This is a genomic window from Metabacillus indicus LMG 22858, assembly GCF_000708755.2.
Classification (GTDB): Bacteria; Bacillota; Bacilli; order Bacillales; family Bacillaceae; genus Bacillus_P; species Bacillus_P indicus.
Genome location: NZ_JGVU02000006.1, coordinates 489,334 through 505,525 on the forward strand (window position 1 = coordinate 489,334; position 16,192 = coordinate 505,525).

A 16,192-nucleotide genomic window follows, 5' to 3' on the forward strand; every position below is an offset into this window, starting at 1 on the left:
ATAATCCTAGTAAACTTTATGAAATTTTGGTTAATTATCTCCTTTTAGTTCTTTAGTCACAGGATTAAAGAAGCGCAAATCAAACATAAAAGACTGATAGGCATGTAAGCCTATCAGTCTCTCACTGTTTACTTCAGTATTTTTTCAATATCAGCAAGAACTTCATCTGATACAGCATTCGGGCCGCCGAATACTGTCACTTGTCCGATATTATTTTCTTTAAAGAATCCTTTTACCTCATCAGGCAGAGATTTACCTACTAAAATGACTCCGCTATTATGCTTAGCAGCTAATGCAGCACCTGTAAGGGCATCTGCATAATCAGAGCCTGTAGCAACGTAAACCTTTTGAAGTGAAGGTTCAAAGAATTTCGCAAGCTCAACACTTGTGGCATAACGGTTTGCACCGAAGACACGTTCCGCATCAGGCAAACTGTTTACGACTTTATCACTGAGAGCAGCAGGGCCGCCGACTGCGATGGTGTATTCCGTTCCTAGGGATTTAAGTGCTTCACTTGTTTCTTTCGGAAGCTCGTCTTGACCGGAAAGCAGAATCGGCAATCCATGCTGGCCTGCATAAGATGCAACAGCAAGGGCGTCAGCGAAAGTTCGTCCATTGACAACTACCGCTTCTTCAGATCCATCAGGTGCAACCAGGTCGGCAATGGCTGCCGCGGTTTCCCATCTGTTCTGACCGGCAATACGTTCTGTGTCAAGCCCCATATCTCCAAGCTGATCTTGAACGTTTTTGGATACAGCTGTTTCTCCTCCCAAAATGATAACTGTGTCAGCGCCTAATCTTTCAATTTCCTTCTTAGCCGCATCCGACAGGTTTTCAGAATTCGTTAACAGAATCGGAGCATCGTACATAGCTGCAAGAGGTACTCCGGCAAGGGCATCAGCGAATCCCTTTCCTTTTGCAAGGAAGACGACTTCAGAGCTTTCCCAGCCTTCAGAACTGATGGCTGCAGCTGTCTCAGAGCGTGTTGCTCCGCTGATTCGGCTGACTTTGTCATCTCCGCGGTATACTTTTACTTCTTTTACTGTTTTGTGTCCGGCAAGGTCAGTTGCTTCAACCATGAATGTGTTTTCTCCAGGCTGAAGGGCAACAGCCGTGCTTAGTGTTTTCGTGATTTCGTTCATTCCGTAAGGCTCTTTCAGCAGGTTAACGAAAACTTCATCTCCGTCAACTGCTACACGAAGCTCTTCGAAATTGTCTGATACTGTTGATTTAAGCGTTACTTTTTCTGTTGCTGCACTTACAGAAGATGGTGCATCAACTGTTACAGATGGAGCTGTAGTATCAACGAAGAAGCGTTTGATGAAGGAAATTTTGTTTCCTGCTTCGTCTTCTCCGGCGATTGTCACGCTGTGGTAGCCGTCTTCAAGTGTAAGTGTTGTATTAAACTCATAGCGTTTTAGTTCAGCGTTCCAAGTTAATTCAACTGGTTTGCCTGCAACTGTAAAGTTCGTCACTTTTGACTCATCTGTGATATAGCCTTTTACAGGCACTTCACTCGTTGCATACGTTCCAAGTGCTTCAGGAAGCTCAGCAATGATTGAAGGAATGGTTCCGTCATTCACGCCTTTGAATTCCTTAGCAGATGTGTTTCCTGCATTGTCTGCTGCAAGAACCGTTACAGTTGAACCGGCTTTAAGATCTGCAATCTTGAATTCTTTTGTTGTTGGCGCAAGAGTCAGCGGGTTGCCGTCTTTATCTTTGCCGACAACAGACTCGCCGTTAACAAGGACATCAAAGTATGCAAGACCTGAACGGTCATCTGATCCTTCAAATGTGACTGTATCTTTGCTGAATTCAGCTTTCAATTCCGGCTGAACCGTGTCAACGATAACAGGCACGTGTACTTTTTGAGGAGCCTTACCAGGGAAATCGACCGTAGCAGCGATTTCATAGTAATACTGTCCGTCTTTAACAAGAGCATTTTTCACTTTTCCATCCCACTGTGCAGCAGGATTTAATGAGTACGTCGCACCTGAGCCGCCGTCATAATAATGCTTACGGACTTCAAGCTCTGTGCGGATTGCACGCAGCTGATTTTTGTTCTCGTCAAGAACGTTGAATTTCACTTCTTTGGCATTTCTCAGGAAGGACAGAACAGGAATGATCTCATCCTGGCTTCCATCACCATTTGGTGAAATAGCGATTTTACGTGCATCAAACGGCATTTCGCTGTTGAATGCATCAAACCCTAGGTAGTTGAAGCTCTGGCCTGCACGTGCTACAACACCTGCATCTCCGTAGAACGTTTCGTTCTCTGTGTCAAAATTCATGGCATCAAGGATTGGCGCTTTGCCCCAGTCGCCATTAAAGCCGACATAAGGAACAGTAAGCTGTGACAGACCTTCAGCCGAGAATGTGACAAATCCTTCTACAAAATATCCGTTTTTAAAGACATCTTTTACAGATACCGGTGTTTCGAAGTCATCGCCTAAAACTTTAGCGTTTGAAGTATCAAGAGTAACTTTTACAGTTTTCGTTTCACCGGCAGCAAGATCAACTTTTGCTGTTTCTTCGCCGTTTACTTTGATTACCGCGTCAATCAGTTCCTGAGCTTCAAGTTCGTCGTAATTGTATCCAAGAGATCCGCCGTTTGCGAAATCTGTTTGAACATTAGCTTTCACATCATAAGAAACGGCCTGCTCACTGAAGTTTTTAATATCAAGAGTAAATTCCACTTGATCGCCAACTTCTTTAAGAGCTACTTTGCCTTCGCCTGTTTTCGATTCCGTTACTACAGCAGGAGTGTTAAGCGCTGAGTAAAGTTTCATTAATCCTGCACCCTGACGGCGAGGAGAATACGGAACTTCCCATCCGAATGCATCATTCACAAGTCCCTTATCCATTACTGGCTGAGACGTATTCATAAGAATATTCTTCGCCATTTGTACGCGATCTGCGCCATCAAGATCAAACAGCTCGTCCACTTTCTCAAGGACAATTGCAGATCCGCCGGCAACGTGAGGAGCAGCCATGGATGTTCCGCTCATGATACCGTACTGGTTGTCCTGGAACGTAGAAAGAATTTTACCGCCCGGTGCCGTAATTTCAGGTTTGAAATCAAGGTTAGGCGTTACACCCCATGAAGTGAAGGCTGACATTTTTCCGGCTTCCGCATTTGGAGCCGCTACTTTGTCATCACCGAATGTCACTTCAAGCTTTTTGCCTGCTTTCGCCTGCTCTTCAAGAGCGTTTCCATCAGCAACACTTAGTGACACAAGCGGAATAACCGGCTTATCAAGAGCCATATTCACGTAATCGCCGTGTGCAGGCAATCCGCGGATGATGACACCTGCAGCACCCTGTGCTTCAGCTGTTTTCTGGATATTTGTATAGAAATAACTTCCAGTCCGAACAACAAATACAACTTTCCCTTTAACATCTTTTCCTTCATAGCCTGCAGGCTGACCATCGCCTACATAAACAATTTCAAGCTTTTGTCCTTTAAATTTATCAAGGAATTTAGGTCCGTCCTGCTTTTGGTATCCAATCGAGCCAAATGCAGCACCATCAACATCAACTTTCATTGCATCAAGTTCAATCGTTGAGTTTTCAAGTGAAGCGACCTGGAGAGAATCGTAAGACAGACCAGGAGCTCCTACTACTCCAACGTCAGGATTGCTTGCATACGGATTTGCCCAGCCATTTCCTAAATGAGCAGAGTTACCGGCTGAAACAGCCATAACGACGCCATTTTCAACAGCTCTTGCAATGGCCATCTGCTCAGGATCTTCAGGAAGTACAAATGATGCTGTTGAGCCTAAGCTCATGTTCAGTACATCTGCACCAAGACCAATCGCATCATCAATTGCTTTAATATAAATATCGCCCCATGTAGAAGGCATTTCTGGATCATTTCCGAAAACTTTAAGAGCTAACAGCTGCGCTTCAGGAGCCACGCCTTTTAAGCCGCCGTTATCTTCATCACCATTTGCCCCTACTGTTCCGCCAACATGCATACCATGCATGGAAGCGCCAGGTCCAAGGTCAAGAATTTCTTCGTTTTCATCCATATAGTTATAGCCATATGGTACTTTTTCTGTATAGAACTTGCCCGGAAGGCCAAGCTCTGATTTAGCGTCATTAACAGCACCTTCAGAAAGTGCAGGAACTGTATCTTCGCTTAAAATCATGTCTTTATGGCTTGGATCAAGACCTGTGTCGATGATTCCGACAATCATGCCTTCTCCGTCATAGCCAAGATCCCATGACTCGCGCGCTTCTACTAATTCTTTACTGTATTTCATATCAGGCTTTGCTTTTGGACGCTCGTATTCATGAGCAATCGTTACATTATTTACACCAGTCAGCTTCTCAATGAGAGCAATCTTGCCGTATTCAACTTCTCCGGAGAAACCGTTGACGACTGTTGTAAATTCCTGTTCGTATTTCATTCCAAGATTTTTGGAAGCAATTTGATTTTTGACAGCTTTTTGCTCTTTAAGAGCATTAGCTTTCAGCTCATCTTGTTTAGCCTTAGGCAGAGCATCAAATTTCTTCCCTTGTTTTGTTGCATATGTAATTGCAGGTTCGCCTTCTACTTCGACAATTACACGTACTTTATCTGAACTCTTATACTGTTTTCCTGTGTCAGGATTTTTAAGTGTCTGCTTGCCGAAATTTTTCTGTACTTCGGTATTGGCGTTCCCTTTTTGAACCGTCGGACCAGCTGCCATAACAGCATTTGAGAAAACCAGCAAGAAAGCGAACATTAAAAATAACGATCTTTTCAGCTTAACTTTCAACTACTTGACCCCCCTAGTAAATTAGCCTTGCAATTCTCAAAAACTTCTAATTTATCCCTCCTTTTACATAGATAGAATATATTTACTCTCTTATTCTATTTGTAAAATATTGAATAGTCAAACATTTATAAAAACTTTTATTCATTAATAAAAGAAAGACAAATTACGACATGTTCATAATCGCTGCAAAGCCTGTTATCCTTTGATGCATCAATGTTTAAAAGCAAATAAAATAAAGATGCTTGCGGAAACTGGGATGACAGACTCCGAGTTTTTATGCACATTCCATTTATATTTTGGTATAGGATTTCCAGTGAGGCATTGGTCCCGGCATGTTTTGTCATAAGGCGACATGTTTCCCGGGGAATAGTGAAGAAAACGAAAAAGGCCGCCCAATCCCGGGCGGTCCCAATCTATCACTTCAAACGCTCAATTATTTGTTCTTCAAGAAATTCAGGAATCGCACTTTTACTGCCCAGAATCGTCGCGGCAGGATATTGATCAATCACTCTTAATGTAGGAACATTGTATTCGCTCTCCGCTCCTCTGTTATCCATTAATAGAACAGAAGCATTATTTTTTGCAGCAAGAACTGATCCTGAAAGCGCGTCAGGGAAAGCTCTGCCTGTAGCTGCAAATATCTCATTTTTGCCCATTTTCAATTGTTCATTAATAATCCTTGAAGTCTCATAACGATCTTCTCCACCGTAACGGACGGGATTTTTCAGCTGACTTTCTACTGATTTTTTTATAACGGCAACTGAACCGATTACTAGGGTTTTTTCTTTTTCATCAAGAGCTGATTTAATCTCCTCACGAATAACATCTTTATCGTCTGTCAGTAGGATAGGGAAACCGTTTTTAGCTGCATAGGATGCAACAGACAGTGCATCAGGATAATTTTTCCCTGTCGCTACGACAGCAGTCTTGCTGCTAAGGTATTTTGCTACTTCAGCAGACGTCTCGTACCTGTTGTCTCCTGCGATTCTGGTGACTGTTAACCCCATACCTTTCAGCTGATCAGCTAATTGCTCAGGAATTACTGCCTCTGCACCAATGATAAAGGCTTTTTTTGCTTTTAATCTGCGGATTTCATCAAATGAAATTCTATTATAGTCCGGTGCCATTTTTGCATCTTTTCTACCATCTAAAAGTATGAGAGGTGCATTGTATTTTGCCGCGAGAGGTGCGCCTGAGAGTGCATCCGGAAACTTATTCCCAGTTGCAATGACAACCGTCTCGGACTGCTTCCAGCCTTCTTTTGAGACTGCAGCTGAAGTCTCATAACGGTTTTCACCTTCATGTCTTGTTAAAATCCGTTTCAGATAGCTTGATGCCACGTACCCTTTTTTATCCTTAAAAGTTACAGGGTACCATGTGAACTGGTTCTTAGAGCTGCTAGTTGCATCATATACGAATTGACCTTCGGGCTTTACGATGATATTGCCTTCATAAGGTATCGGTGGTATTGTCGGATCTTTGGTAGGCGTCTTTCTAATTGCAGGAGAGCCTACTGTGAGTAATGTATCATTCTCATTGAATGCATGTTTGGTCTCGGTTAAATGTGCATTAACAGTAAAATTTGATTTATTATATTTAATAATAGGCTGATCAAGATCACAATCATATGAAAAATCTTCTGCTTTCATCAACAAGTCATCAACATTCGATGTAATATATTGAGAATCGCTTATCTTTTTATAAACTTCTTCCTGATAGGCGCCAGTGTTTCTTGATCCAAACACACCTTCACATTTATTAATGGGACTGTTCTCAGCGTAGTTACCGTTATATTTTAGAACAGTAAAGTACCATTTTTCGAGGAATTTATCAGGATAATTTTTTTCTACATATGGAGATCCGTAGTTTTCTTTTAATCTGAGTACACCCGAATAAATGTTATAGATCGCATTGTTTTTAATTTTTTCAGGATCTGTCGTAAACACAGTCATCTGCATAATGCCATAACCAAAATCGCCTGATTGCAGCGGTTTCCCTTCTTTGTCAAACTGCTGCCAGGATGCATTTTCCTGTGAAGCCACCGCTTTCACAATTTCTGCAGGCACTTCCATTTGCATGGCTGTTGTTGTCAGCAGACAGTTGGCAGTCTGAAAAGGTATTTCCTTCCCATACTCCACAGCAGGGTCATAGTTACAGGCTTTCTTCACTTCGTTTTCAATACTTTCATAGCTTTGAGCTGAGGCTGCACCGGTTTCTTCTGTCAAAAATAGACTCCATCCAATAAAAGCAAATATTAACACAGCAATTTTTTTCATAAATACGTGATTCCCTCCGAAACTTAGATTCTAGTGAAATTCTATCATAAAAATCAGACAAGGATTGTATAAATTTCCAATAAACAGAAAAAATAGACCCCTCAGGATCTATTTCTCTGTTTTTATAAAGTAGGATACGATGTAGTCTGCCCAGACTTTATTACCCTCTTTATTTGGGGTCTGCTGATCTTCCGTCAGCATGGACTTGATTTTATCATCTTTACCGTCCGGCCAGTTCTCCCAGTGATTTAAATAGGTCATTCCGAGCTCTGTCGCAAGGCTTTTAAGTGCATCTACCTCTTTTGGATAGTAAATGGCATTGTAAATAGGATGGGAGGGCTGAACATAGATGATGGCATCCGTATTTCCCTCTTTCAGCTCCTTTAGAATGGACTCAACGTTTTTCAGAGTATTTGAAAGACCCACATTCCCATTATCGTTTAGCGAAAAGGGTTCAAGAAGGATGATATCAGGCTGAACCTCATTCACTTTTTCAATATGATTTTCGTTAAGAAACGTTTGAGACGTACCGTCCGGGTAGGATAAAACCTGAACGGAGAAGACTTTTTCGCCGTATGCTTTATCCAGTTCTTTTTGCACAAGCATAGGCCAGCCTTCATCCCCAGGTGATGTGCTTTCAGAGCCAACCGCAGCAATCTTAATTGGTTTTTCGTCAGCTTGAGCCGTTTTCATCTTTTCTTTTATTGGTGCAGGAAGGTTCCCGGCCTTTTTCACCCACTCAGGCTGCTGCTCTTCAGCTGATGCAGAAGCAGTTTCAGTCTTTGCTTCAGGCTGACTTGCAAGGCTGATTTTTCCCTTCCAATGATAGTTGCCAAGTACCAGCACGCATACCGATAAGACAACAACACATGCTGTAATCACTTTACTCATACTTATTTCCTCCAAAATCTACAAAGTTCTACATTCTATCATAGTGATGAACATATGAACCTGCAAGGATATTAAAGGGAAATTATTATTAATTTATCAAAATTTAACTGTATATCCATAAAAAACAGCATCGGGGAATTCCCGATGCTTAGTGAATGACTTTTTTAGCGCCTAAGTATTTTGGTTTAAAGTAGACATTATCCATCGTTGTAATGGATACGCCTTTCGATGAGCTCGCATGGATAAATTCGTTGTTTCCAATGAAAATTCCGACGTGAGAAGGGCCTTTTGATACCGTTTCAAAAAAAATAAGATCTCCTTTTTGGGGAATGGCAGCCACGGTTCCTGTATTCCATTGATCTTTTGTTGTTCTCGGGAGGTCAATGCCGTGCTTGTTGAACACATATTCTGTGTAGCCGCTGCAGTCAAAGCCCGAAGTTGTCGTACCGCCGTATTTGTAAGGCACGCCTTGCAGGGATTTGGCAGTTTCAATCAGTTTGTCCACAGGAAAATAAATTGATGCCAGAACGCTGTCGCTGATAGCGGCCGTTCCTCCGACAGCAGTCACCGTTTCGATTGTTTTAGAGTCAATCAGTGTTCCGGTTTCTGCCGGAAGATTTGAAGAATCAGAAAGAAGCATCGGAATGTTCTGCTTTGCTGCATAAACAGAACCGGTAAGTGCGTCTGCAAAGGTCTTACCTGAAACAAGCAAGGAACGCGACGCCGTGAAATTCGCAAATTTCGATGATACTTTGGCAGATGTGTCATAGCGGTTTGACCCTGAAATTCGTTCCGGATAAGGAAGGTATGAGGTTGTTCCTGACGCTACAACTGAAGTTCCCCCGATGACATATGTTTTTGTATATCCTTTGAGGAAGTTTTTAACGGTTTCAGGAACACTGTCCTTTTTAACCAAAAGAATGGGTGATCCCTGCCTCGCGGCGATCGGCGATGCAGCAAGGCTGTCCGGGAAGTTGGTTCCATTGGCTATGAATGCTTTTTTAGAAGTTGCCCCCAAGTATTTTGCGATAGCGACTGATGTGTCATAACGGTCCGCACCTGCTATTCTGTGTACAGTCAGCCCCATTGATTTAAGGGAATTTGCGGTTTGATCTGAAATGGCGTTTTTGCCGCCGATTATGTATGCGTTTTTTGCCTGTAATCGTTTAATTTCGCTGCTTATGACGGAAGGAACGGAGTCACGGCCTGTAAGAAGGATCGGTGCATTAAGCTTATACGCTAGCGGACCTCCAGAAAGAGCATCAGGGTAGTTTGTTCCGACTGCTATGACAACGTTAGAAGTGCCGTTCGGAAACGTTTTCTTTGAAACTTCCACTGCCGTACTGTAGCGGTCCTGACCGTAAATTCTTGTAGTAGTACCGGCTTCTGCAGACTCCGGCAAAGAGATAAGAAGCAGCATCAATAGACTTAGACAGCTCAACAAAGTTACTGTTATTTTTTTCATACCAATCTCCTATGATGTTTTTACCCTACTTATTATAGCATCACAGAAATAGTCTGATAGTTTACAAATGTGTTACAAATAATGGGGATAATCGACTATAGACAGCATAAAACCTCCATTTCCTCTGCCTTTCGACCGCACTTCTCCCCTCATTTCGACGAACATTGCAGAAAAAACATTTCTTAAAAGACATGAAATTTGTCAAAAAAATGCCGATAGGAACCATATGACTTTGATTTATGAAACTTTCACAAGCTGCACCACGTCATATTAATGGACATATTTATTTACAAAAAAAGTATTGTTTCCATGTTCCGGCAAAAATATAATGTGTATAGGCAATTACTTCTATTAAAGGATGATACGATGAGAGAACAAAAACACAAAAAGCGCAAATGGCTCTTGATTACCCTTAGCATCATTGGTCTGCTTGTACTGGGTACCTTAGGCTATGCCTTCTATTTGTATAAAGCGGCAACGGACACAGTTGCCAACATCCAGGAAAATATCGGCAGGGAAAAATCAGACAAACGCCCTCAGGCAGTTGCATTTAAAGAAAAAGACCCAATCTCCATCCTGCTTATGGGAGTGGATGAGAGAAAAGGCGACCGTGGACGTTCTGATTCTCTGATTCTTTTAACCGTGAACCCGAACAAAAAATCCATGAACATGGTCAGCATTCCGCGTGACACCCGAACCGAAATTATCGGAAAAGGCAAAGAAGACAAAATCAATCATGCCTACGCCTTCGGCGGTACGGAAATGGCGATCAATACGGTCGAACATTTCCTGGACGTTCCCGTTGACTACTTTGTCAAAGTGAATATGGAAAGCTTTAAAGATATTGTTGATGCAGTAGGCGGAGTAGAAGTAAACAACGACTTGTACTTTGAATACGACGGCAAGACGTTTAAAGAAGGTCCAATTACATTAAATGGTGCAGATGCATTAAGCTTTACAAGAATGCGCTATGAAGACCCGAGAGGCGACTTCGGCCGCCAGCTGAGACAGCGACAGGTCATTGAAGCCGTTATTGCAAAAGGAGCAAACGTATCCTCCATTTCAAAATTCGGCGAGATGTTCAAAATCGTTGAAAACAACGTCAAAACTAATCTAGGAATGGACGAAATGTGGAATATTCAGGAGAACTATAAAGATGCCAGCCATTCTCTTGAACAGCACCAGATCAAAGGATCCGGCGACAAAATCGGCGGAATCTACTATTATATTGTACCTGAAGAAGAGCGCACAGCTTTATCAGGCAAGCTGAAAGAACATTTGGAGCTGTCCGGGACGACGGCTTCAAACTAAGAGTAAGAAAGAACAAACCTCCATTCAATCGGGGTTTGTTTTTTTTTGAGAAATGAGCGGTCGGATTGTTATGGAACCAGTTTAGACCGTTAAAGCGAAGAAAATAGTCATAAATAATTATTTTTATGTAATATTTCCCATTAAAATGGTATATTAGTAGTGTTATCCCATTTTAAAGGAGTGAATGTATTTGTCCAAAATGTTTTTAAAGAGTTTCATTGTTTTATTTATTTCTGTACTTATCCTTCCTTTTTCATCAGGAACGGACACTGCTGAAGCATCAGGCACGATCCGGATTGCGGGAGAAGACCGCTATGAGACAGCAGCCGCTATTTCAAAAGAAGGCTTTGCAGGCGGGGCTGACACCGTTGTTATTGCCAGAGGGGATCAGTTTCCCGATGCTTTGACAGGTGCTCCGCTGGCGTACAAGTTAAATGCACCCATTCTATTATCCTCCCCATCAAAAGTTCCAGACGCCACTCTAAATGAATTGAAACGCTTGAAAGCAAAAAAAGCGGTCATCCTGGGAGGTCCTGCCGCGATTAATGAAACGGTAAAAAAAGAAATCGAGAAACTAGGCATGACAACGGAACGGATCTACGGTGATACCCGTTACGAAACGTCTGTCAAAGTTGCCGAAAAACTTGGCGCTTCTAAAGAACAGGCGATTATCGCAACCGGCAAGAACTTTCCTGATGCGCTTGCAATCGCTCCATACGCCGCAGAAAAGGGGTACCCTATTCTGCTGACTGCCCCTGATAAACTAAGTGATAAAGTAACGGGATATCTGCAGGGTGTTAAGAGTACGATTGTTATCGGAGGTCCGGACGCAATAGGTACGCTTGTTGAATCCAAACTTCCAAAACCCGAACGAATTTCAGGTGCCACAAGATATGATACAGCTGCTCAAATCTTACGGACGAAATACGACAAAAACAGCCACATTTACATAAGTACAGGACGAAAATTTGCAGATGCGTTGACGGGCTCTGTCCTTGCAGCTAAAAACAGCTCTGCCATTTATTTAACAAAGCCGGACGAACTGCCGGAAGGATCTGACCGGCTGATTGCTGAAAAACAGATGAAAAGCTTTAATGTTTACGGAGGCAATGCAGCAGTAACGGATGGTGTCGTCTCCCAGCTGGAAGAACTGTTTGCACAATTTGAAGACGTGATTGGCACCGCTGTATTTACTGACGGACTAGAGGTAATGGAAGAACAGGAAGAAAATCTTTTTGAAAATGCATCCGACAGCATCGTTTACCATGAGGACGAATCATTCTCTATTAAACTTCCGGCGGACCAGGCTCAAATGTATAAAAAGTCAGACCTCTTCTATCTTCCGCCGTCTGATGACCATCCATCAGGGTTTTTCGGGCAGGTTTCGGATGTTCAGTCAGACGGAACCGTAACGATCGATCAGCCGGCACTTGATGAAGTGCTGAAGGAATTTAATATTCAAGGTGAAGAAATCCTCACCCCAGACAATCTTATCGATGTGGATCTTGAAGAAGGCGTCGTTATGACAGAAGGCGAGCAGCAGTTTCAGTCTTTTTCAAAGTGGAGCAGTGCAGGCATGAAGGCTGCGGCCGGACAAAAGCCGATTGAGTTTGCATTAGATAAGACTCTATTTGAAAAAGAGTCTAACAACAGCAAAGTGAAACTTACCGGAAGTATTGCTGTTAAATCAGCAAAAGCTAAAATGGACCTGAAGAAAAAATTCGGACTGATCACGGGATTTGACTATCACTTTGAAAGCAAGCAGGATTCCTCCATCAAATTTATGATGGAAATGGACGGTAAGATGGAAACAGTCGACCAGTCCAAAAACAAAGAATTCGGCAAGTGGATTAAGCTCGAAGGCGTGGATCGCGAAGGAAGGATTTCGCTTGCAACGATGACCTATCAAATTGGGACAGCGCCTGTATTCGGAGTCGGCAATAAAGGGTATATAGACATCCCGATTGGTGTCACCGTTTTCGTTACAACCAACGTCAAGGGTGAAGCAAAGCTTTCTATGGAATTTGGCGTCATTGAAAAATCCAGTTCTTATGTTGATGTAAAGTGGAAGGGCGGTTCATTTGATTCTGATTTTGACTTGACTACAGACCGTTATGAGGCGGAATTTGAAGGGAAAGGAGAAATCACCGCTTCCCTCGGAGCAGGATTTGAACCGGCTATCAACATTGGCGGCCTATTGCCAGCCGTTGTTCAAAATGACTTATCCATCGGCCAGGAGCTAAAAGGCAATGTAAAAGCCAGTTATGATTTTAAAGACAATGATTTCTCCTTCTCAGGATGCTTTGAAGATACTTTCAAAGCAGGCTTTGAATCTAACTTAAAAGTCCGTCTTAAAGCCTCATCTGAAAAGTGGAACATTGAAGAAAAAGTAGAATACAAGAAAAAACTTTACGATAAAGAGTTTTTCAAAAAAGAGAACAAATACTGCGAGTACGCAGGCAAAATTAAAGGCAATGTAGTCGATGCCGTCAGCAAAGATAAACTTGAAAATGTAAAGGTAAGCGCCTATCAGGACGGGGAGTTTTTCAACAGCGCAGTCACGGACGAAAACGGTGACTACGAACTGCAGCTGTCTGACGGCACATACACATTTGAATACAGCAAGTTTCTCTATAAAAAAGAAAAATATGAGAATGTGAAAATCAAAGAAAATGAAATTGAGTACAGTCCTTCCCTGCGATTGATCGGGTCTGAATTTTTCGGGGACGGCGAAGCAAGCGGACAAATCAAGAATTCAATTGACGGACGTCCTGTGGCAGGCGCGTCCATTAAAATCAGATCAGGATTAAATTCGTTTACCGGTCCTGTAAAGGCCACAACTGTTTCAGATGCATCAGGGTTCTACAAAGTAACACTCCCGGCCGGACTCTATACTGCCGAGGTGTCAAAAGAAGGATTCATTACATCCTCCACAGAAATTCTTTCCATCGGTACGAGAAAAACAGAAAATCAGAATGCCACACTCAGCCCGATTCTTGACCAGGCCAAAACACGCATCGTGCTGAAATGGGGAGAGCAGCCATACGATCTGGATTCCCACTTAACAGGTCCGGCTGAGGACGGAAACAGATTCCACCTGTATTTCGGAGACCAGGATGTTTATGAAAATGACGAGCTGATGGCACAGCTGGATGTGGATGACACCTCTTCATATGGTCCGGAGACCATTACCATTAACCATCAAAAAGATGGCGTTTACCGTTATTCCATCCATGACTTTTCAAACGGCGGCTACACAGACAGCGACGAACTGTCTAAATCAGGAGCCGTGGTAGAGGTATACCGGGGAAGCTACTTAGTGCGGACATTCCACGTTCCTACAAATCAGACAGGTACACTTTGGACAGTTTTTGAACTTAATGGAAGTACTATCGTGCCAATCAATACGGTTTCAAACACCGACGTTTATACGCAAAACAGCAGGCAGACACAAGGCAACTCCGTTGACCGGCTGATTCTTCCTTCATTGAGTGAGAAGAAGTAAAGCATTGCAGAGACAAATCCTTTTTGGGGGTTTGTCTTTTTTATTTGAGGTGGGTTTTGCCCGGGCAGATTGCAGCATCAATCGAAAATTGACGGCTTCCCCTTAGTCTGATTCTTACTTCCATTAAACAAAAAACCGGCTCCCATAAGGAAAACCGGCTTCAGCCTTGCACTATTCAGACATCCACTCAACCAATTCCGGATGATTGGACCAGACAAATCCATATTCCATGAAGTACTCAACCGCTTCAGACTCTTGGCCGAATTCCTCCGGCTCTTTCGGCAGCTTGCGTTTGCCGGCCAGAACATCATAAATGATCGGATTCACGTTTTTCGCCTTTTGAGCAAGTCTTTCAACCGCAGGAGTCATTCCTTTTAACGCGAATTCCACAAGCAGCATGTTGTAGGCGCCTGCCGCAAATTCGGTCTCATCAAATTTCTCAAGAAGCTTTTTGGCTTTTTGGTGCTCGCCTGCATCCATGTACATGACAAACAGCGTATAGCGCACGCCCTGACTGTCCATCTCATTGAGCTCGAGCAGCTCCTCGCACTGTTTAATTGCTTCAGTCAGGTTGCCCATTGCCGCTTCAAGGATGGCATAGTTGAACTTAGAGCGCATGTATGGCCGCGTTTCAATCAATCCCCAGAACATGCCTTTATCCTGCTTGAAGATTTCCTTGCCAAGGTCCGCCTCGCCGGCTTCCATTCCCTGTTTATAAAGTTCAAGCTGCTTGGCAGGATCACTCTCTGCGTCTCCCAGCATATTGTATGCATCAGGGTGGAACGGGTAGATCTCCATCGCCTCTTTGGCAAGCTTTACTCTTTTCTGCGGGGAACTTTCCATCGCTTCATAAATAAGCTCCTGCGCACGCGCGCGGTCAGAAGCAGAGTATTTTTTGACGTCTGCTTGTTCTCCAACAGTCATGCTGTCCTCAGTGAGATCCGCCTCAAGCACTTCTTTTATCTCTTTATATACCTTTGAAAGAGAGCTTGTGCTGACTTCGTAAAGTTCCGCAATCTTTTTCTGAGTCATTCCCTGCTTGTACATATGCTTTTCAACGAAATAATGCATACCGGCTGAGTAAATGACCTCTTTTTTGATCGTTGGCTTTACTTCGTGAAGATATTTATGCATTAAAGCAAACGCCTTTTCGGCAGTTTCTACTGGAACATGGGCTTGCAGAAGCTTTCTTTGCATTTTTAATGCAGCATTTTCGTACAACGGTTCATCCCAAACCAGCTCTGCTTCTTCCACCTGAGGCTCTTTTTCTACCTGAGAATCTTCTTCCACAGGCTCCGTCAGCATGGAAATCAGCATTTCCGGGAACTGATCCGCAATGAACGCGCCGATGTCATCGAACGTGCTCTCTTCAAAAAGCTTGAGCGTCAGTTTTTTGTTAAACTCCGTCTGCGCTTCTTCAAATTCAAGCTGCATCATGAAATACGTATAGTAGTCTCCGAATGGCAGCAAGTATCCAAGAAGCATCGCGCCTGACTTAAAGGAATGGGTTCCCTCGTCCACGCGCACATCTTTTACTTCTTCTGTAAACAGATCTTTCACTGTGTAGCTTTCATCGTCTGTCACATGTTCCACGACAGAGAACGTCGGAACAGCGCCAGCCCATTTTTCCAGCTGGGCCATCGTTACCGGTCTCACATTTTCGCGGCGTTTTTTCTCAATAAAGGCTTCTAAGATAGTCCCGTTTCCAACATTCACTGAGAAAACAGCCCAGACAAGGAGTGAACCGTAAATCTGCTGATCCTCGCCTATGTTAAACTTGCGCATCTTCTCTCTGACAGCCTTGTCCATTTCTCTTGAATAGACAGAGGAGGCGAACTGCATCAGCTCTCCCTGCATCTTTTCAAGATCAGCATGACGAATCGCTTCAATCGACGTCACTTTATTCATACAGCATTTCTTATATTTTTTTCCGCTGCCGCAATGGCATGCGTCATTTCTTCCAATATCCATTTGTAGACTC

General features: G+C 43.1%; 7 protein-coding genes. 2 read left to right on the plus strand and 5 right to left on the minus strand.

All coding sequences use genetic code 11. The annotated features are described in order from the left end of the window. Positions 1–128: 128 nt before the first annotated feature. The 4 genes from AZ46_RS16930 to AZ46_RS16945 all read right to left on the minus strand — a co-directional run bounded on the left by AZ46_RS16930 (position 129) and on the right by AZ46_RS16945 (position 9,395). Positions 129–4,763: a cell wall-binding repeat-containing protein gene (locus tag AZ46_RS16930; RefSeq protein WP_051865635.1), complete on the minus strand. Its 4,635-nt coding sequence runs from the start codon at positions 4,761–4,763 to the stop codon at positions 129–131. A gap of 416 nt (positions 4,764–5,179) precedes the next feature. Then, a complete protein-coding gene (locus AZ46_RS21065; protein ID WP_051865638.1) occupies positions 5,180–7,039 on the minus strand; it encodes a cell wall-binding repeat-containing protein in 1,860 nt (619 codons plus the stop codon). 108 nt (positions 7,040–7,147) lie between these two features. Next, the gene (locus tag AZ46_RS16940; RefSeq protein ID WP_051865641.1) at positions 7,148–7,930 is read right to left on the minus strand and encodes an SGNH/GDSL hydrolase family protein; all 783 of its coding nucleotides are present in this window, start codon (positions 7,928–7,930) and stop codon (positions 7,148–7,150) included. A 148-nt stretch (positions 7,931–8,078) separates the two neighbouring features. Further along, positions 8,079–9,395 (minus strand): cell wall-binding repeat-containing protein, encoded by a 1,317-nt coding sequence (locus tag AZ46_RS16945; protein ID WP_029284802.1) that lies wholly within the window; start codon positions 9,393–9,395, stop codon positions 8,079–8,081. A gap of 366 nt (positions 9,396–9,761) precedes the next feature. Here AZ46_RS16945 and tagU point away from each other — a divergent pair, with 366 nt between their 5' ends. Continuing rightward, complete coding sequence (gene tagU / locus AZ46_RS16950) at positions 9,762–10,706, plus strand: polyisoprenyl-teichoic acid--peptidoglycan teichoic acid transferase TagU (protein WP_029284804.1); 945 nt, start codon at positions 9,762–9,764, stop codon at positions 10,704–10,706. 199 nt (positions 10,707–10,905) lie between these two features. Then, complete coding sequence (locus AZ46_RS21070; RefSeq protein ID WP_235728242.1) at positions 10,906–14,211, plus strand: cell wall-binding repeat-containing protein; 3,306 nt, start codon at positions 10,906–10,908, stop codon at positions 14,209–14,211. Positions 14,212–14,382: 171 nt separating this feature from the next. Here the strand turns inward: AZ46_RS21070 and AZ46_RS16960 are convergent, their stop codons facing one another. Then, entirely contained in the window at positions 14,383–16,182 is a 1,800-nt protein-coding gene (locus AZ46_RS16960) for an SEC-C domain-containing protein (protein ID WP_029284807.1), read from the minus strand. Positions 16,183–16,192: the final 10 nt, after the last annotated feature.